Origin of the sequence: Vibrio owensii (assembly GCF_002021755.1) — a bacterium.
Taxonomy (GTDB): Bacteria; Pseudomonadota; Gammaproteobacteria; order Enterobacterales; family Vibrionaceae; genus Vibrio; species Vibrio owensii.
In genome coordinates, this window is sequence record NZ_CP019960.1 from 1,283,848 (window position 1) to 1,302,510 (window position 18,663).

An 18,663-nucleotide genomic window follows, 5' to 3' on the forward strand; every position below is an offset into this window, starting at 1 on the left:
TTTAAACCTCAAATTCTCTCTCTAAACCGCTTGTGCGCCGGATACAATTTCACTCAACTCTTGAGTGATCGCCGCTTGACGCGCTTTGTTGTAAACCAGTTGTAGGTCTTCAATCAGTTGCGCTGCGTTATCAGTCGCGGCAGACATTGCCATCATCCGCGCGGCTTGTTCACAAGCGATACTCTCAACCACACCCTGATAAACCAGTGATTCCACATAGCGTTGAATCAGGTGGTTGAGAATGTCTTGAGGAGACTGCTCGTAGAGGTAATCCCAACGAGCCTCTTTATCACGTGAAATGTCTTCTTTCGGGAACGGCAGCATTTGCAATACCGTTGGTTTTTGCACCATGGTGTTTACAAATTGGTTGTAAACAAGGAACAAGCGGTCGATTTTGCCTTCGGAGTAGTGCTCCATCATGGCATTAACCGCACCCAACATATCTTCCAGTTTTGGTGCATCACCAAGGCCAGAAGTCTGTGCCATTACTTTCCCGAGGGACTGGAAAAAGCTGATTGCTTTCGAACCGATGAGCGTCGTATCTACTTCAACGCCCTTCTCTTGCCAGTCCTGCATTTCTGCCAATACTTTTTTGAACAAGTTACTGTTCAGGCCACCACACAAACCTCGATCGGATGAGATGATGATGTAAGCCACTCGCTTCACTTCGCGTTCTTGAAGGAAAGGATGGCTGTACTCCAGCGTACCGGACGAGACGTGACCGATAACCTTACGCATGTTCTCTGCGTAAGGACGGGACGCCTGCATGTTCTCCTGCACTTTGCGCATCTTGCTGGCGGCGACCATTTGCATCGCACTCGTAATCTTTTGCGTGCTACTCACGCTAGCAATTTTGGTGCGAATCTCTTTGGTATTTGCCATAACGGACTCCTGTTAGTGGTCCTACGATTGCAGCGCAGTGAACTCTTTCAGCAAGCTGTGTAGCTCACTCTCGATCTCGTCGTTGTAATCACCGGATTGGTTGATCTTGTCCAGTAGCGGCTGCGCGTTTGTACGACCAAATGCCATCAACTCTTCTTCAAAACGAGAGATTTGGTTTAGTGCCACATCAGTGAGGTAACCCTTCTCTGCTGCAAAGATCGCCAGTGCTTGCTCAGCAACCGTCATTGGTGCGTACTGTTTCTGCTTCATGAGTTCCGTTACTTTCTCACCGTGGTCAAGCTGACGTCGTGTCGCTTCATCTAGGTCAGAAGAGAACTGAGCAAATGCTGCCAATTCACGGTATTGCGCCAACGCGGTACGGATACCACCCGACAGCTTCTTGATCACTTTGGTTTGCGCTGCACCACCTACACGAGATACCGAAATACCAGGGTCAACCGCTGGACGTAAGCCTGAGTTGAATAGCTGAGTTTGTAGGAAGATTTGACCATCGGTAATCGAGATTACGTTGGTTGGTACGAACGCCGATACGTCACCCGCTTGGGTTTCGATGATTGGCAGTGCGGTTAGAGAACCTGTTTTGCCTTTTACTTCACCGTTAGTGAATCGCTCTACGTATTCTTCGTTAACACGTGCTGCACGTTCTAGTAGGCGTGAGTGGAGGTAGAAAACATCACCCGGGAAGGCTTCACGACCTGGTGGGCGTTTTAGAAGTAGTGAGATTTGACGGTAAGCCACCGCTTGTTTTGATAGATCATCATAAACAATCAGCGCATCTTCACCACGGTCACGGAAGTATTCGCCCATGGTACAACCTGCGTATGGCGCTAGGTATTGCAGCGCTGCCGCTTCTGATGCTGACGCAACCACAACGATGGTGTTTTCTAGTGCGCCGTGCTCTTCTAGCTTGCGAACCACGTTGGCAATGGTCGATGCTTTTTGACCAATTGCGACGTAAATACATTTAACGCCCAGTTCTTTTTGGTTGATGATGGCATCAATCGCCATCGCGGTTTTACCTGTCTGACGGTCACCGATGATCAACTCACGTTGACCACGGCCGATTGGCACCATGGAGTCTACTGCTTTGTAACCGGTTTGGATTGGCTGGTCGACAGACTTACGGTCGATAACACCAGGGGCAATCACCTCAACAGGGTCCATACGGTCGAATGACACCGCACCTTTACCATCGATTGGTTGACCTAGCGTGTTCACTACACGACCTAGCAAACCGTTACCGACTGGCACTTCAAGAATACGACCGGTGCCTTTTACTTTCATCCCTTCTGACAAGTCCGCATATGGACCCATCACAACGGCACCGACGGAATGACGCTCTAAGTTCAGTGCCAACGCAAAGCGGTTATCTGGCAGTTCTAGCATCTCGCCTTGCATAACATCTGCAAGACCGTGAATTGTGATGATGCCGTCACTCACAGAGACGATAGTACCTTCATTTCTCGCTTCACTTTCGAGGTTGAAGTTAACAATTCGCTCTCTGATTAATTCACTGATTTCATTTGAATTTAATTGCATTTCTATACCCCGTTACACATGTAGGTTGGTCGCCAATCGGCTTAGGTTGGTGAGGACACTGCCGTCATACACGGTCTGCCCTGCTGTGATCACCACACCACCTACAAGGGATGGATCCAGTTGTGTTTCTAGTGTGATGGCTTTACCGTACTTTTCGGTTAACGCTTGTTTAAGCCTTGCCATCTGTTCCTCATCCAGAGGTTCTGAAACACGCACTGTTACTGTCATGGTTCGTTCGTAATCCGCTTTCATCTCTTGGAACTGAACATTTACTTCACTGAGCGCTTTTAGGCGCTTGTTCTCTTCCATAATGCGAAGAAAATTCTCGAAGTTTTGATTCAACCATTCACCACCAGCATGAAGAATCAGATCCAACAATGGTTGTTCAGAACCGTCTTCATCAAGGTCATTCAAGACCAGAAGAGTGTTAGGTTGTTCCAAGACCACTTGGGTAATCGCAAACATTTGTTGCCAATCGTCCAAGCATTCTGCGTCGCGTGCGTAATCAAACGCCGCTTTTGCGTAGGGTTGAGCTACCACTGTCAATTCGGACATGTGCCCTCCTACATTTCGTTGATGAAGCGGTTCACCAAGTCGCGGTTAGCCGAGCTATCCAGATTGCGATTAATCAGCTTGCTGGCACTTTCAATCACCAGATCCGCCATTTCATCTTTCAGCTCTTGGCGAACTTTGCTGCGTTCGCTTTCCACTTCTGCTTTGCCTTCTGCGACAATGCGCGCTTTCTCTTGATTTGCCAGATCAACCGCTTCCGCAACCATCTGTTCTTGACGTTGCTTACCTTGGTTGATGATGGCTTGAGCTTTTGAGCGAGCTTCTGTCAGTAGCGCTTCACCATTCGCTTTTGCCAGTTCTAACTCTTGTGCTGCTTTTTCTGTTTGCTCAAGACCTTGGGCAATTTCAGCACGACGCTCATCAAGCAGTTTTACAAGTGGTGGCCAGACATATTTCATGCACAGCCAAACGAAAATCACGAAGGAGATCGCCTGACCAAACATTGAGGCATTTAAGTTCATAGCACCCTCTCTTCTATAACGTTATGAAAATTATTAATTCGAATTACGCTACAGCGAAGATGATGTACAAGCCGATACCTACACCGATCATTGGCACCGCGTCCACAAGACCCATCATGATGAAGAACTGAGTACGAAGCATTGGGGTCAAATCAGGTTGACGAGCCACGCCTTCAAGGTATTTACCTGCAAGGTTACCGATACCTGCTGCGGCACCCGCTGCACCAAGACCGATCAGTAGTGCACCCGCCACGTAAAGAACTGCGCTAACGATATCCATAACAACTCCTAGAATTGAATTTTTTAATTAAGAAACAAGATTTTTGAAATTAATGCTCTTCAACAGCCATGCCGAGATAAACCACGGTCAGTACCATAAAAATAAATGCTTGAAGAACAACAATAAGAATGTGGAACAGTGCCCAAGGAACACTTAGTGCCCATTGCATCCACCACGGCATTAATGCAATTAGAATGAAGATCATTTCACCTGCATACATATTGCCAAACAATCGAAGACCTAAAGATATTGGTTTAGAAATTAACGTTACCAATTCAAGAACTAAGTTCACTGGATATAACAGCGGATGTGAAAATGGTTGAGTAGTTAACTCTTTAATAAAACCTTTCACGCCTTTGTTTTTAAACGTATAACCCAACACCAAAATAAATACGCCTAATGCCATCGACATCGTAATATTGACGTCGGCGGATGGTAAGTCACGGAAGTGTTCAACGCCTACAGCACGAGTAAGTGCAGGAATTAAATCAATCGGTAACAAATCCACGGCATTCATTAATAACACCCAAACAAATATTGTCAGTGCTAAAGGACCAATTAACTTGTCCTTAGCTTGAAATATTTCTTTTACGATATCATCGACGAACTCAAATATTATCTCGATCAAACACTGGAATCGTCCTGGTACTCCTTTCGTTCCTTTCGTCACCGCATAACGGAATGAAAGGATGAAAACGAGCCCCGTCAGCCAGACCATGATCATGGAATCAAGGTTAATTCCAAACCAACCGTCGCCGGCGGTGAGAAAGGTCAGGTGGTGCTCAATATATTCATGAGCGGACTGGACAGTCTCCATTTATGCCTTCCTTTCGAAGCGATCTCTGAACAGCGGCGTTAAGAAGTGACCAAACATCGTCACACAAAAGCCTATCAGGACCACGATGTTGCGAAGAGCCATAAATCGAAACGTCAAAACAAACATCACAATGGTGTAAATGACTTTGATATTTCGACTCAGATGCATGAGGTCACGCAAACTCTCTTCTGGTTTCACCCTAGATTTAATGGACGCGAATACCATGCCGAACAGAGATGGAAGAATCGCGATAAGCACCCCAGTAATCGCTGACTCAGCACTGAGAGAGCCGCTTCGCATGTACTCATACGCGATGAATACCAGACCCAAAGTTGCTTGAGCAATCAGAATCCTCTTGCCTGCCACCAATATTGGATCGTCGTGAATATTAGCTTCCATAAATCACCCTTTAAAATAATTTCGAATTAAACTTCTGATAATTAAACTTCACAAAATAAAGCTGCCTAGTGACGACGAATTATATTAAGATAAATTTAATACACAGAATTAAATTTAATCTGATAATTATTATTCACATATTTAAAAATCAAAACGGAATCACTCCGTATTTCCGTTTCCCCAGAAATATACACCGATAATTTTAATAATCTAAATCGAAAAACTTGCAAATTATCATTCCATTTTTGAAGTGTTATTTTATTTGAACAAACCAAAAATGAAATATACATTGATTAAGCCGTCTTTATCAGGGTTAAGACGAAAAGCTTGTCACATGGAAGTGACACTCCATCAGAAAGGAATTGAAGTGATTTTAGGTTATATATTTTCAAATATAGCAGTTGTAAATATATAACCGATTAATAAACCTGTTTAATATCGTAATGAAATATCTTTTAAATAAAAACTTAAAAGATAAGAATTAAATATATTTGAAATATATTATTTCTTTACGTCAGTTGTAGCACGTTAAAATAGACAACCCATTTACTTATTGCGATTAAAAAGAACAAAAAAAGGACGCTGAATCAGCGTCCTTTTTTTGTTCTTATTTCTTTTTAATTGTCTGTTTATCGAGTTGCGGCAAGGCCTTTGGTATCGCCCACTTAAGGCGTTTTGGCTTCAGCGCTTGTATCCCTTTCCAAAGCGCATTCATCAAGCTTGCGTCCTCCTGCCCCTCTTGTAGGCGCTGTGAACGCTTCTGCCAAATATCAGTGTCACTGGCTTTACTCATTTCAAGACCACCTGTGTTGCTTCTCAGCTGCTTATACAAGCTTGCTCGAGCAGCGCCCCATCGATTCGCTTTCACCATTCGTCTGAATACCAACCAAGGCGGCGTAGGACGAGAACGATAATAACGGTGAATGCTCAAGGCGGCGATAACGAGAACCAATAGCGTCACTGCGCTGCCAATCAACCAGCCCGAATAAGCTCTAACAAACGATTTGAATGTATGCTTGGCTTTGAAGGTCTTACCCTCAATCACCACCGTTTCCAGCTTTTTACTCTTGCTATTCCACCATTGGAACTTATGTTCAGGCAAGGTGAACTCACCGCCCTGTTGGATCACATACACGCTTTCTTCTATTCGACTCGACTGGTAATCGCCACGTGTTTGCTTATCGTCTAAGCGGTTTGGTTGAGGATACGCTTGATAACTGGCAGTAGAATCATTGGATAACAAGTCTGGAAGCAACACTGACAAACTGTCTTGTGCATTGATCGTTATGGTGCGAGTGATTGCATCACCGACTTTCAGCTCATCGTTAGACGTTGTCCATTTCTGATCCACACTCACTTTAGTCGCGGTAAACCACGCAGAGTCATCACTGAGCAAACCAGAAGGCATAGACGCTTCGAACTTAATTGGCTGCGTATAAAGCGTACCAGCCACTTTCGAACCATCAGGCGCAGAGACTTGCACACCAACGGCGACAGGTGGAATCACAAACTGCCCCGAGGCTTGCGGATACAAGGTTATTTCCCAACGCTGACGAGACCACGTTTGCCCCCCTTTGCGCTCGGTATAGTTGGTTGCTAATTGGTTACGCTGCTTTGCAATCACGTTAGGGATTTCTACGCTGCCAATGCGTGTACCACCAGTGAACCAACGAGGCGTTGCAACTTCGATGTACAAGATCACCTGCTCATTCACACTGAACTTAGGGGCTTCCTTCGTATCGGCCCCTGCTCCCTGCTTGCCAACCCACGCTAATAACTCTACGTCATTGCTGCGCTGCAAGTCTTGAATATCTTGTGCGTTCGCCAAGCCAGTGAAAAACAAAGTAAACATCATCAAGATGGTGCTTAAACGCCCAACCACGGAGTCAGCGCCAAGTTTGATTACATTCATCATTGTGCTTGCTCCTCTTCTTGTTGTCGTTGCGGTTGTGGCTGCGTTTTCACGGGCTCACGCAGTTGAATTTGGAATTTAGCGCGCAAGAAGTACTTAGGATCGGCCTCTACACGTTTTAACCACTTATCCGCCAGTTCTTGGCTACCAAGGATTTCGTTCGCATTGAGTTTCTCTTTCAGCATTAATTCAGCCGCGGTTTTTTCGTCTGCCCCATCAGCTGTTTGCGGGTTGTCACCCAGTTCAAACGACTCTTCGGGTCCGTCTGTTGTCCCCGCTTGGCTTTCACTGGTGCGATTAATCTCTTCGACAATGCCACCAATGACTTTTAGGTTGTGCTCGACGTCTGGTCGCAATTGCTCACTCAAGGTGTCTTTGTCTGCCAGTGTTTGCAACAAATTACGTGCGGCCAAATACTCACGTTGACGTGCCAACGCACTCGCAGCGTTGTACAAGCCATAGTCTTTTACCGCATCTGATGGATCGTTTTGCATCTCCAAGAAAGCGGTATGAGCCAGTTTGTATTCGCCTGCGTAGTAATAAGCTGTCCCTTTACGCAACGGATCCGTAAAGTGCTTTGCTGCCTCAAGGTATTCGTTTTTGTTGAACAAACGTTGCCCTTGTTGATTTGGCGTGAGCCATAAATCCCACCACCATTGAGACGCTTTATCCCAGACGGTTACCTCTTGCACCACTTCAGGCTTATCCGCTTTGAGCGATACCGTTTCCGCCATGGCTTTTGGCGCTATAAACAAAGACGTTGATACCATCGCCACCACACACCATTGCACTAGCCAGCCTTTGCGGAACCAAAGCATCATAATGAGAGCAATTGGGAACAACAGTTGATAGCCCATGTCTTTCCAAGGCATTGATGATTCGCCATTGAGTTGCATGTTTCGCTCAACAAAGCGATTCAGCTTCTCTATGTCGCTGTTATCTACCGTCACTTCAACAAGGCGTCCACCTGTCGCACTGGCAAGATTGTTTAACGAGTCCAAATCGACTGGGTTGTTAGAAACAATGTCCGAGTTACCCGCAGCCAAGATAAGCAATTGATAAGGCTTGTCTGCAAAGTAGTTTTTGTAAGCGGTAATGGTTGCAGGATTGACGCCATCCGTAACCAACAAAACCGTAGAACCCGGTTGGCCTTGTAATTGTTGGTCAATCAAAGGCAACGCCGTTTCAGCAAGTTTACCTTCCACTGGCATGATTTCTGGTGTTATCGCCGCTAGAAACGGTTCGAATACTTTGCTGTCCTGCGTCACAGGCATTGCGACATGAGCAGAACCCGCATACACAACCAACCCAGTGCTGCCACCTTTCCGTGCGGCCAAGAGGTCACGGATCTTTTGCTTAGAACGTTCCAAACGGCTTGGCGGAAGGTCTTTTTGTAACATTGAATCGTTGTTGTCCAACACCACCAGCATGGAGGCTTTGTCTTCGCCAAACGGTGAAGCTTGGCGCTCCCAAGAAGGTCCAGCACAGATGATGATGGCAATCGCTACTATCACCATAAGTAGCTTGAGCGGCAGTTGTTTTCGCCAACCATAGTCGCCAATCGTTAAGGCTTTACGTAAATGCTCAGGAAGAATGTCTTTCCAGCTTGGCTTGGATTCTTCTCGCCACCTTAACCAAAGCAAAAGAAACATCGGGATGAACGCCAATAGCCACATTGGACGAATGAAATGGAACTGTGTGACAAACTGTTCTAGCCCCATGCTAGAGAAAGGAGAATCAAACATGGTGCTCTCCTTCTACGTTGTCTGCTTGTGCAGAGCCTTCACTGTTCACTGATAGTCGACGACGCTTAAATGTAGCCAACGAGAACGCGGTTAAGTACATCGCAACCACCAAAGCCATTAAGTAATGATGCAAACTTTGCTTAGGACGGTAAGTGGTACTCTCATAAAGCTGTGGCTCTAACTTACCAATCTCATCATAGGCTTTAGCAAGTTCGTCACGGTTGAGCGCTTCAAACGCTTCACCACCGGACTCTTTCGCAATACGTTTGATCGTATTCATATCTAGTGCAGTTTCACCCACGGTTTGTGGATCACCCATTGCAATCACGTGGATGCGTACATCTTTGGCTTTCGCGACTTTCGCCGCATCAATCGGTTCAACGAAGCTTCCGGTATCATTACCATCCGTTAGAACAATGGCGACTTTCTCTTTGCTATCTTCTACGTCGGTACGCGACTTTTCACTTTGCTCAAACACCTTAATCGCCAAACCAATTGCATCACCTAAGTGAGTGCTTTGCCCAGCCATCGCCACGTCCGTTTGGTTAAGCAGCTCTAACCATACTTTTTGATCAGGCGTGAACGGGGTTTGCACAAATGCCGCATCGCCGAACAAGATCAAACCTAAGCGGTCGCCTTTGCGCGTTTTGGCAAAGTCACTCAAAACTTCTTTGGCTGCATCGAGACGAGAGATCTTTTCACCGGTTTTGGACGTGAAGTCTTGCTCTGCCATTGAGCCAGACAAATCGACGACGACCATAACATCTCGGCCTAAGCTTTCACGCACCTGTGGCTCGCCAAGCACTGTCGGCTTTGCCATTGCGGTCACGACCAAAAGCCAAGAGATGATGAGCGTTGCGCGCTGCCACCAGCTCGGAGTGAGTTGGCTTGCCCCTTCTGATGGGGTTTCACCAATGGCGTCCACAAGCTGACTAAAGAACGGCACTTTGATGGCCATTTGTTTGGTGCGGTAAGCTGGGACGAGGAAATACACCACTAAAGGCAGCGGCAAGATGATGAACCAAAGCGGATGCTCAAATTCAAAGCTGCTCATGCCAAGCCATGAGGCAAGAAGATCACCCATGGCGACCTCCTTTTAATGCACGCGCTTTGTAGGCAAGCGTGCGCTTTTCAATGTTGTGAGCGTTCTCATCGTGCTCTTTCACCCACTCAGTTGCGCGTTCAAGAAGTTGTAAACGCTCTGTTTTTTCCAGTTCAATACTTGGGTCAACGATACTTTGCAGCCATCGCTTCGAGACTTCGTCATCAAACATTTTATGCTTAGGGTTAAGCTCATCTAACTTGCGCAGGAACGCAGTATCAAACAAGCGAGCATGAGAGCTATCAAGGTGAATCAAGACGATTTTCAGAATCGAGAACAGCGCTTTCGGCATGCTGGCGTCATCAGGGGTTAAACGAGAAATCGCTTCAATAGCTTCTTTACGGTAACGGTTATCCCACCAGTGGTGTGCCAGTCGGTAGCCGACATACATGAGTACAATCGCACCCACAATTGCAAGGATCTTCCAACCAATGGTTTGTGGCACCCAGCTGACGCTTTCTGGCACCGCGACGTCATGCAGCTCACGCAGAATATACGTGCTTGGAGGCATGTGTAAGTCTGTCATTTATCGGCCTCCAACGAGTTTTTGGAATTGAGTAATGTGGTCACCTGTTGTATCGATTTCGATATGAGGCAGCTTTTTGATTGCCATGAGTTGCGCCAATGATTGACGTTGCAACTGGGCTTTCTCAACCAAACTGGCACTGGCGGCATCGACTTTGGCTTTACTGTCTAGGTTGAGCTGGTAACGACCATCACCAATCACCCATTTCACTTTTGCCAAATCTTGAGGAAGCGACTGCTCTAAAGGATCGCTTACCATCACCGCGAGAACATCGTTGTGCTGTTGAAGCTGCTTAAGGTGATCAAGATGGTGCTCTTCGCAATCGCGCCAATCACTGATGAAAATCAGCGTGGATTGTTTTAGCTTCATCCGTTTGATGAGCTCAATCCATTTACTGAACGTCACTTTGTCTGAATCTAACGAGTCCACATTTAAGCGCTGGTTGGCTTGAGAGAGTCGTTTCAGTTGAGCGAGCAAATCGTTTTGGGAACGCTGAGCTTTGCTGTGGTATAGAGCAGAATCAGAGGCGATAACAAACCCGACTCGGTCACCGTCTTTCAATACTCGCCAGCCACACATAGCCGCCACTTCAGCAGCGACCACAGATTTCATGACCTCGGTCGAGGCGAAAAACATCGCACTGCGCTGATCTACACAGACAATCACATTACGGTCTTTTTCTTCGGTGTAACTGCGCACATGAGGCTTACCTGTGCGCATGGTGACTTTCCAATCTAGGTTTCGGATGTCGTCCCCTAGTTGGTAGTGACGCAGTTCTTCAAAGTTCAAACCACGTCCGCGGAATAACGAGTTATGACGACCAGAAAGCACACTGCCCGCTTTTAAGTGAGGCAGTAAACTGAAGGATTCGGCTTGCGCTTGTAAACGCACCAATCGTGAGTAATCGCAATACAAGCGCGGGTCGAGCCCTTGGGATTGAGGAGCAAGCGTTGGCTTTGCCATAGTCCCTCCCGCTTATCCGATTTCTACACAATCAAGCAACTCTTGCACCACACGTTGATGATCAACACCATCGGCAAGCGCATCGTAAGATAGTGAGAAGCGATGTCCCAGTACCGAAGGCACCATTGCACGCACATCATCAGGCGTTACATGGTCACGCCCTTGTAACCACGCATAAGCGCGGGCACATTTGTCTAAAGCAATAGAGGCACGAGGACTTGAGCCGATTTCGATCCATTTTTGTAGTTGGGAATCGGCGTAACGTTCTGGTTTACGTGTCGCCATCACAAGCGCCACGATGTAGTTCTCTACTAAATCGGAAACAGTAATATTTGGTAATTGACGTCGCGCTTCAATAACGAGCTCTGGTTCAATGTGTTGTGGCGTCACTAATTCGCTACTGGTTTCTGACCCCAACTCTTCGCTGCGCACCAAGCGAATAATGTCACGCTCTGCTTCATCTTCTGGGTAGTCGACGGTCACTTTCATAATAAAGCGGTCCATCTGCGCTTCTGGCAATGGGTAAGTACCCTCTTGTTCAACTGGGTTTTGCGTTGCAAGCACCATAAACAACTCAGGCAAGACGTGGGTCTTATCACCCACCGTAATCGTGCCTTCTGCCATCGCTTCTAGCAGCGCAGCTTGTACTTTTGCTGGCGCACGGTTCACCTCATCCGCCAACACAATGCTATTGAAGATTGGTCCCGGTTGGAAGTGCAACTGAGGCTTACCATCCAACTCTTGGTACACTTCGGTACCCGTCACGTCTGAAGGTAATAAGTCGGGAGTAAACTGAATACGACCAAAGCTGGTGTTAAGTAGGTTGGCAAGTGACTTTACCGAGCGGGTTTTTGCCGTTCCCGGTAAGCCCTCTAAAAGTACGTGACCATTGGTCAGTAACCCTATCACCAAAGCCTGAACCACATGGCTTTGTCCAATGACGCTTTTTTCAGTTTGTTCGATTAATTCATTAATGGCTTGTTGTGCGTGGTTCATAGTCTACCTATTGAGTTTACGGGAGCCTGAGCGTTAAAAGTTGAGTATAAGACTGAAAGTAATAACTAAAGGTTATATTCGCTATATTCACCTGAGTTGTAAGACTTTATTAACCTTGATATGCCAACCAGAATTGGCAGCGAATGGTCAAAGAACATTTTTATTCCCGGACACAAGTAGTTTAGACCAGCCTCACCATTCGGCGCGGTAAGTAGCCGATTTTTTGGGCATTCTCCCCAGCAATACTTCAAATACGGGCAATCAAGGCAGTATTGCGGCAAAGAAGACTTTTTCGCCATGCCAAAGCTGTATTGACGAGTTGAGATAGCAATTTCATTCAGTGATCGGTCATGAATGTTCGCCAGTTGGTATTCTGGATAAACGTAGTGATCACAGCTAAACACGTCTCCATTGTGTTCAATCGCTAGACCTTTGCCGCAGAACTCTGCGCTAACACACAACTGCGAAGGCATCCCCATAACTTGCGCGACAGCGGTTTCGAAAAGGTTGACCAAGACTCTGCCAAGATCGTTGTTCACCCATTCTTCAAATACAGCAATAAGAAACTGGCCCCACTCTTCTGCATCGACCGACCAATCCGTAACGACCGACATCAAATGTCCTGGCTTTGCTAATTCGCTTCCAAGTTTTGGCGACATGTTTTCTTTCCAGAAATGGGGAGCGGTTTGAGTGAAAGAGCGAGGTTCAACACAAGGTGTGAATTGGATATAAGTGACACCGAGTTCTTGAGTGAGGAAGCGATATACTTCGAGCGGATATTTCGCGTTAAAGCGGTTTACTGTCACCAACGCATTGAATGACACATTATGACGCTTCATCAGAGCAACGGCTTGCATGACGCGTTGAAAGGTCGGTTTTCCACTTCGGGTTTTGCGGTATTTATCGTGGATAAATTCAGGGCCATCAATCGATAGACCAACCAGAAAACCATGGTCATGCAGAAACTGACACCAAGCCTCGTTCAATAAAAGACCATTAGTTTGAAGGTCGTTTTCGATGCGAACACCCGGTTTAGCGTACTTGTTCTGCAGTTCGGCAATCTTTTTGAAGTAATCCAACCCCAACAGTGTTGGCTCACCACCCTGCCAAGAAAACACAATCTCGTCACCGTCTTGGCTTTCGATATAGCTCTTTATGAATGCCTCAAGTGTTGCATCATCCATTTTTGGTTGAGTGCCTTGATTGAGTAATTCATCTTTATGCAGATAAAAACAGTACTGACAATCGATATTGCATTTCGCCCCGCCCGGTTTCGCCATCACGTGAAAACGTCGTTCGACTTTTTCACTGTTAGATGCAAACGCCGTTTTGAGGGGAGTTAATGCCATTTGAGTGGTATGAATGTGAGTTTGTTTTTTCATAAAGAACGATCTCGAAAGCAGAAGAAAGTCAGCGCCCAAGTTGGGCGCTGTATTTAAGGACAATAACTAGGGTCTATCGACCTATGGACAAAACGTTATTTCGGAACAAACGAGCCCGGAGCCATACGCGGCGGGTACTCTTTGAAGGTTTCCATGACCTCTTTTACTTTTTCAACCGCAGGCATCATCAAGAATGAACGTTCGTACATCCAACGGTCGTAACCCATACCAGTATCTCCACGCTCAAATGGGTCGATACTCAAATCATAGATTTGTGGTACACGGAGTTTGGTAAATGGTTTCTTCCAGATATCCAAACCGGTTTCGTTTTCTTGGATCATGAAATGGTATTTGTACTTACCGTAGCGCAGAGCCAGTAAATCGCCGTCATCACTCCAGTAAACAAACTCGTTACGCGCAGACTTGTCCGTTTTACCGGTTAGGTATGGCAGTTGGTTGTAACCGTCTAAGTGAACGTTGTAGTTCATATCGCCCACTTTCTTGCCTTTCAACAACTCTTCTTTGACGTTGCTGTTGCCCGCCGCAGCCACCAATGTTGGTAAGAAATCTTCCAAAGACATAATGCCGTTAAACGTCGTGCCCGCTTGAATATGACCTGGCCACTTAATTACCGCAGGAACGCGGAAGCCACCTTCCCAACCTGTGTTTTTCTCACTACGGAACGGCGTCATACCCGCGTCTGGCCACAAGTTGATCATTGGGCCATTATCTGTGGTGTAAACAATGATGGTGTTGTCATCGACGCCAAGCTCTTTAATCTTATTGAGCAAGTGGCCAATTTGATCATCGTGTTGCTTCACACCATCAGCGTAGAAACCTGCGCCTGTTTTGCCTTTGTAGTCGTCTGGAACGTGCGTGAAGTTATGCATGCGCGTGGTGTTAAACCACGTAAAGAATGGCTTGTCGGCTTTGACTTGTTTCTCGATAAACTTCTCAGCTTCATCTAGGAACTCGTCATCAACCGTTTCCATGCGTTTGCGCGTCAATGGCCCCGTGTCTTCAATCTTGCCATCCGCATAAGAGTGGATCACACCACGAGGTCCAAACTTCTTCTTGAATTCAGGATCTTGTGGGTAGTCTACGTTCTCCGGCTCTTCTTCCGCATTTAAGTGGTAAAGGTTACCAAAGAACTCGTCGAAACCGTGGTTGGTCGGCAAGTGTTCATCGCGGTCGCCAAGGTGGTTTTTACCAAATTGGCCCGTTGCGTAACCAAGGTCACGTAGCAATGTCGCAATAGTTGGATCTTTCTCAGAAATCCCTTCTTTCGCTCCTGGCAAACCTACCTTAGACAAGCCGGTACGTTTTGGCATTTGTCCCGTGATGAACGCAGAGCGACCTGCGGTTGAGCTTTGCTGAGCGTAGAAGTTGGTAAACTTAGCACCGTCTCTTGCAATGCTATCAATGTTTGGTGTGCTGTAAGCCAGCATGCCACCGTTGTATGCACTCAAGTTCCAGTAACCGACATCGTCACCAAAGATAACGAGAATGTTAGGTTGTTCTGCCGAATAAGCGGTCGCTGATGCCGCTCCAATCGCAAGCGTGCAAGCGTTTAATACCAGCTTCTTGCCGCGTTTTTTATCGTGGTTTGCCATAAAAGGGCTCCATAAATCCGTTGCTGCTAATCTTGGTAGAAAATCAGATACCAAGATTTGATTAAGATAAAGCTTGTCATTTGACGGATAAATAGAGTTCAGATACGTTGATATATAAATTTAGTTTATGGGTAACGAGATGGACTTAAACTTGATTCAAACTTTTTTGGTGGTGGCTGAGTACCAGTCCTACACCAAAGCGGCCGACCATTTAGGCCTTACACAACCTGCGGTAAGCGCTTCGATTAAACGGCTCGAACAAGTGGTCGGAAAACAGCTTTTCGTCAAACAAGGACGAGGGATCGCACCTACTTCGACCGCGTATCAACTCATGCCGCAGTTTCGTCAGGCAGTGAGCATCGTAGACAACGCCATTTCAGAAAGAACCACTTTTCAAGTCTGCTGCTCAGAAACCTTACTCCACAGTTTAAATCCGATTGAAAACGTGGTTTTCCACGAGTCTCCACCGGAAAAATACTTGTTGTTTGAACAAATTCGTCAGCAAAAAATGGACTTGGTGATTGATACCATCATCACCAAAGACTCTTCTTTCGTGATTGAAAACGCCTACCATGAGCCTGCAATGATCATCTGTCGTCAAAGTCACCCAAGAATCCAAGGAACATTGAGTCGAGAAGATTTTTATCGTGAAAATCACTGTATGTTCTCAGGTAAATGGAATAACACTTCTGGCTTCGAACAGCTGGCAAAAGAGCCGATTCAGGAGCGAAATGTAGAGATCGTAACGTCATCTTTGGCAGGTATGGCAATGTACGTTGCACAGCGAGATTGCTTAGGTGTTGTCTCTCGTTCGTTTGCGATGAAATGGAGTAAGGCACTCAAGTTACAGGTCCTTGAGTGCCCGATAGAAATCGACCATATTCCTTATAAATTTGTGTATCACAAGCGCGATGAGCACAATCCTGCTCATCAGCGCTTAAGGGAACAGGTCAAGCAACAACTTGAGTTTGCCCATGCTGCTCCTATTGATTTATAGAGGCTCTTAAACGCTGAATCACGTCAGCTGGCGCAAACTCTCCCAGTTGCTTCAAACACTGCTCAAAAGCAAATGCAACTGAGCCGTCATTGTAGTTTCTAGCCAGCACCTCACATTCCGCAAACAAGTGCTGTGGGTTGCCTCCCACTTTGTAAGCGGTGTTCAACGCTTTGCTGGCCGCAAGCACGTCTGATTTCTCCAGAGCGAGCCCATAAACATACCAATACTGTGGGTTTCGCTCTGCGGTTTCCGCCGCTTGTTTTAAGTATTGGTTGGCTTTCACACTGTCACCTACTCGCAACCAAGCTAATCCTGCACTGTATGGCAAAGCACTCGATTTCGGCTGAGCTTCAATCCCTGCCATCAAGGTTTCTAATGCTTTTTTGTCGTTGCCCTGTGCACGATACAAATCGGCTAAGTTTGCATAGCTGTTCTCGAAGTAAGGTTCTATTTCAATCGCCTTTTGGTAAGACGCAATGGCTTTGTCTGTGTCACCAAGGTCTCGATAGACATTCGCTAGGTTCGTTCGCCCAAAGCCTCGGTCAGCATTAAAGCGTTGGATTGCCATGTAGTCTTCCAATGGCTGTTTAATCTTGTCACGTTGCAAAGGATTCATTTCTGGATAATGGCGAACCAGTGCGCCTGCGGCTTCTGCACGTACAGATAAGACTGGGTCGCTCAATAATGGTTCGAGAATTTGCCAGCGGTCACTGAACTCATAACCAGAAGACCCAGCAACAGCGCCTAGACGAATCATGTCACTTTCATGCTTCACCGCACGAGCCAGAGATACCAAGGTATTTTGACCAGTATTGCCGCCCATGCGCTCCAGCGCGGAGGCGCGAATAATGTCACTCAACGATGAGTCTTGAGCGGAATAAGCTAACGCATCAGGCGCACCGCGATGACCAATAGAATCGGCGTAGAATGCCACTGCAAAGTGTTGTTGATTACGGTATTTCGAATTCGGGAACCACTCGCCTATTTTCTGATCCGCCCACTGGTTGGTTTCGTCTTCATGGCATGATGTACAGACGTTTGGCGTATTGATGTGTTGGCTTAGATCCGGACGTGGCACATGCCAACTGTGGTCACGACGCGGGTCAACTTGCATGTAGGTCGTTTCCGGCATGTGACAAGTGGTGCATTTGGATGCCTCGGTATTTGCCTCATGGAACGTGTGATTCTCCGGCATGTAGTCAGACGCAATATGGCACTGAGCACAAACCGCTTCTTCAGGGATTTTTAGCTCTGCGGTATGAGGATCGTGACAGTTGGTACAGGTTACCCCTTTCTCTGCCATGGCTGACTGTAAAAATGAGCCATAAACGTAATCTTCATCGTAGATTTGACCATCGTTATAATAAAGCTCTGGTGTAATTAAGCTGAGGCGGTATTTATCTAGGAATGAGCCTTTGACGTGGTCTGCGCTTTCATTTAACTGCGTACGACGACTATGGCACTGCGCACAGGTTTGAACTTGATGAGTCATCACGATTTCTTTTGGCTGAAGCGTACTGTGCCCTTCTTCGTAGACCCACTCTTTTACTGCCATACCTAAATCTCGGTCAAAACCATAGTGGTTCGCTGAGGCGATGGTATTCCCAGATTTTTCCGCTTGTTTGGCGAGCTCGACGTGTTCGCTGGCTGGGCCATGACATGCTTCGCAACCGACGTTGATTTCTGACCATGTCGTCGAATAGTTATTGGCTGTTGCATCGTAGTTTTTTTCTAGATTGGTTGAATGGCAATCAGCACACATGAAGTTCCAATTCTGGCCTGTGTTCGTCCAGTAGAACTCATCTTTTGGGGTGGTATCGGGATAAAGATGGAACCAGCGCTGCCCGCCTTCTTGCTTGGTTCGCGAATCCCAAGCGAAAGGAATTAGCTGCACGCGTCCGTCTTCGAATTCCACCATGTATTGTTGAAGCGGCTCCCACGCAAAGGTGTAGCTGATTTTGTAATCATGCCACTCACCATCAGGCCCTTGGATGTTTACCCAATACTCTTCCCCTTTTCGATAGAAGCGATTTGGCTTCCCTTCAAAGGTGAATGTGTGGTCATCAAAGTCACCGAGAACAGATTCCGCATCGGCATGACGCATCGCCATATCGTGATGAGAACCCTGCCACGCTTCGGTTTCTTTCTTGTGGCAATCAATACACGCTTCACTACCAACATAGGTAAGCTTCGAGGAATCGATTGATTTAGGAGTGTCCGTCCCTACTTGCTGCTCAACAAGAGGTTCTTGTGAAGAAAGCGTTTCTTGTGCAAACAGAGAAAAACTGACGAGCGCTGCTAGGCCGATCAGAGCCTGCTTCCAACATGCCCACTGAGTCATAACTGTCCTTGTGTGTGATTCTTTTTATTCTAAAAACAAATATAGTTGAGATTTTGAGCAAAATGACTGAAATGTAAGAAAAACTTCCAGCCGACATCACAAAGAGGCTCATTG

17 protein-coding genes are annotated in these 18,663 nt (G+C 46.6%); 1 reads left to right on the top strand and 16 read right to left on the bottom strand.

All coding sequences use genetic code 11. The features are described 5' to 3' along the window. Positions 1–21: 21 nt before the first annotated feature. The 15 genes from atpG to A9237_RS22355 all read right to left on the bottom strand — a co-directional run bounded on the left by atpG (position 22) and on the right by A9237_RS22355 (position 15,211). Complete coding sequence (atpG, locus tag A9237_RS22285) at positions 22–882, bottom strand: F0F1 ATP synthase subunit gamma (protein WP_005431811.1); 861 nt, start codon at positions 880–882, stop codon at positions 22–24. 21 nt (positions 883–903) lie between these two features. Then, positions 904–2,442, bottom strand: a complete 1,539-nt coding sequence (atpA, locus tag A9237_RS22290; protein ID WP_005437731.1) for a F0F1 ATP synthase subunit alpha — start codon at positions 2,440–2,442, stop codon at positions 904–906. 12 nt (positions 2,443–2,454) lie between these two features. Continuing rightward, positions 2,455–2,997 carry a F0F1 ATP synthase subunit delta gene (locus A9237_RS22295; protein ID WP_005431763.1) on the bottom strand — a complete coding sequence of 181 codons (543 nt, stop codon included), beginning with the start codon at positions 2,995–2,997 and terminating at the stop codon, positions 2,455–2,457. Between the two features lie 8 nt (positions 2,998–3,005). After that, positions 3,006–3,476: a F0F1 ATP synthase subunit B gene (locus A9237_RS22300; protein ID WP_005431830.1), complete on the bottom strand. Its 471-nt coding sequence runs from the start codon at positions 3,474–3,476 to the stop codon at positions 3,006–3,008. Between the two features lie 43 nt (positions 3,477–3,519). After that, complete coding sequence (gene atpE, locus A9237_RS22305; protein ID WP_004727739.1) at positions 3,520–3,756, bottom strand: F0F1 ATP synthase subunit C; 237 nt, start codon at positions 3,754–3,756, stop codon at positions 3,520–3,522. 49 nt (positions 3,757–3,805) lie between these two features. Then, positions 3,806–4,573 carry a F0F1 ATP synthase subunit A gene (gene atpB, locus A9237_RS22310; protein ID WP_005533315.1) on the bottom strand — a complete coding sequence of 256 codons (768 nt, stop codon included), beginning with the start codon at positions 4,571–4,573 and terminating at the stop codon, positions 3,806–3,808. Next, positions 4,574–4,972, bottom strand: a complete 399-nt coding sequence (locus tag A9237_RS22315) for an ATP synthase subunit I (protein ID WP_005431832.1) — start codon at positions 4,970–4,972, stop codon at positions 4,574–4,576. Positions 4,973–5,579: 607 nt separating this feature from the next. Then, entirely contained in the window at positions 5,580–6,887 is a 1,308-nt protein-coding gene (locus A9237_RS22320) for a BatD family protein (RefSeq protein WP_078609703.1), read from the bottom strand. Next, positions 6,884–8,629: a vWA domain-containing protein gene (locus A9237_RS22325; protein WP_078609704.1), complete on the bottom strand. Its 1,746-nt coding sequence runs from the start codon at positions 8,627–8,629 to the stop codon at positions 6,884–6,886. Before A9237_RS22325 ends, A9237_RS22320 begins: the two co-directional genes overlap by 4 nt. Beyond that, entirely contained in the window at positions 8,622–9,713 is a 1,092-nt protein-coding gene (locus A9237_RS22330) for a vWA domain-containing protein (RefSeq protein ID WP_078609705.1), read from the bottom strand. The genes A9237_RS22325 and A9237_RS22330 overlap by 8 nt, the downstream gene beginning before the upstream one ends. Then, a complete protein-coding gene (locus tag A9237_RS22335; RefSeq protein ID WP_078609706.1) occupies positions 9,706–10,257 on the bottom strand; it encodes a DUF4381 domain-containing protein in 552 nt (183 codons plus the stop codon). The genes A9237_RS22330 and A9237_RS22335 overlap by 8 nt, the downstream gene beginning before the upstream one ends. Further along, positions 10,258–11,220: a DUF58 domain-containing protein gene (locus A9237_RS22340; protein ID WP_038896274.1), complete on the bottom strand. Its 963-nt coding sequence runs from the start codon at positions 11,218–11,220 to the stop codon at positions 10,258–10,260. It lies immediately after the preceding gene. Between the two features lie 12 nt (positions 11,221–11,232). After that, positions 11,233–12,216 (bottom strand): AAA family ATPase, encoded by a 984-nt coding sequence (locus A9237_RS22345; RefSeq protein WP_038896273.1) that lies wholly within the window; start codon positions 12,214–12,216, stop codon positions 11,233–11,235. 65 nt (positions 12,217–12,281) lie between these two features. After that, positions 12,282–13,598 carry an anaerobic sulfatase maturase gene (locus A9237_RS22350; protein WP_078609707.1) on the bottom strand — a complete coding sequence of 439 codons (1,317 nt, stop codon included), beginning with the start codon at positions 13,596–13,598 and terminating at the stop codon, positions 12,282–12,284. Between the two features lie 95 nt (positions 13,599–13,693). Further along, entirely contained in the window at positions 13,694–15,211 is a 1,518-nt protein-coding gene (locus A9237_RS22355) for an arylsulfatase (protein WP_020196643.1), read from the bottom strand. Between the two features lie 127 nt (positions 15,212–15,338). Here A9237_RS22355 and A9237_RS22360 point away from each other — a divergent pair, with 127 nt between their 5' ends. Continuing rightward, positions 15,339–16,208, top strand: coding sequence for a LysR family transcriptional regulator (locus tag A9237_RS22360; RefSeq protein WP_078609708.1), 870 nt, complete (start codon positions 15,339–15,341; stop codon positions 16,206–16,208). On the opposite strand, the gene A9237_RS22365 is transcribed toward A9237_RS22360, so the two are convergent. Continuing rightward, a complete protein-coding gene (locus tag A9237_RS22365; protein ID WP_078609709.1) occupies positions 16,195–18,549 on the bottom strand; it encodes a tetratricopeptide repeat protein in 2,355 nt (784 codons plus the stop codon). The genes A9237_RS22360 and A9237_RS22365 overlap by 14 nt on opposite strands. Positions 18,550–18,663 lie beyond the last annotated feature (114 nt).

What these genes read in the sequence shown, in the direction of transcription:
- atpG (WP_005431811.1), bottom strand. Translation starts at nt 882, where the DNA reads ATGGCAAATACCAAAGAGATTCGCACCAAAATTGCTAGCGTGAGTAGC.
- atpA (WP_005437731.1), bottom strand. Translation starts at nt 2,442, where the DNA reads ATGCAATTAAATTCAAATGAAATCAGTGAATTAATCAGAGAGCGAATT.
- A9237_RS22295 (WP_005431763.1), bottom strand. Translation starts at nt 2,997, where the DNA reads ATGTCCGAATTGACAGTGGTAGCTCAACCCTACGCAAAAGCGGCGTTT.
- A9237_RS22300 (WP_005431830.1), bottom strand. Translation starts at nt 3,476, where the DNA reads ATGAACTTAAATGCCTCAATGTTTGGTCAGGCGATCTCCTTCGTGATT.
- atpE (WP_004727739.1), bottom strand. Translation starts at nt 3,756, where the DNA reads ATGGATATCGTTAGCGCAGTTCTTTACGTGGCGGGTGCACTACTGATC.
- atpB (WP_005533315.1), bottom strand. Translation starts at nt 4,573, where the DNA reads ATGGAGACTGTCCAGTCCGCTCATGAATATATTGAGCACCACCTGACC.
- A9237_RS22315 (WP_005431832.1), bottom strand. Translation starts at nt 4,972, where the DNA reads ATGGAAGCTAATATTCACGACGATCCAATATTGGTGGCAGGCAAGAGG.
- A9237_RS22320 (WP_078609703.1), bottom strand. Translation starts at nt 6,887, where the DNA reads ATGATGAATGTAATCAAACTTGGCGCTGACTCCGTGGTTGGGCGTTTA.
- A9237_RS22325 (WP_078609704.1), bottom strand. Translation starts at nt 8,629, where the DNA reads ATGTTTGATTCTCCTTTCTCTAGCATGGGGCTAGAACAGTTTGTCACA.
- A9237_RS22330 (WP_078609705.1), bottom strand. Translation starts at nt 9,713, where the DNA reads ATGGGTGATCTTCTTGCCTCATGGCTTGGCATGAGCAGCTTTGAATTT.
- A9237_RS22335 (WP_078609706.1), bottom strand. Translation starts at nt 10,257, where the DNA reads ATGACAGACTTACACATGCCTCCAAGCACGTATATTCTGCGTGAGCTG.
- A9237_RS22340 (WP_038896274.1), bottom strand. Translation starts at nt 11,220, where the DNA reads ATGGCAAAGCCAACGCTTGCTCCTCAATCCCAAGGGCTCGACCCGCGC.
- A9237_RS22345 (WP_038896273.1), bottom strand. Translation starts at nt 12,216, where the DNA reads ATGAACCACGCACAACAAGCCATTAATGAATTAATCGAACAAACTGAA.
- A9237_RS22350 (WP_078609707.1), bottom strand. Translation starts at nt 13,598, where the DNA reads ATGAAAAAACAAACTCACATTCATACCACTCAAATGGCATTAACTCCC.
- A9237_RS22355 (WP_020196643.1), bottom strand. Translation starts at nt 15,211, where the DNA reads ATGGCAAACCACGATAAAAAACGCGGCAAGAAGCTGGTATTAAACGCT.
- A9237_RS22360 (WP_078609708.1), top strand. Translation starts at nt 15,339, where the DNA reads ATGGGTAACGAGATGGACTTAAACTTGATTCAAACTTTTTTGGTGGTG.
- A9237_RS22365 (WP_078609709.1), bottom strand. Translation starts at nt 18,549, where the DNA reads ATGACTCAGTGGGCATGTTGGAAGCAGGCTCTGATCGGCCTAGCAGCG.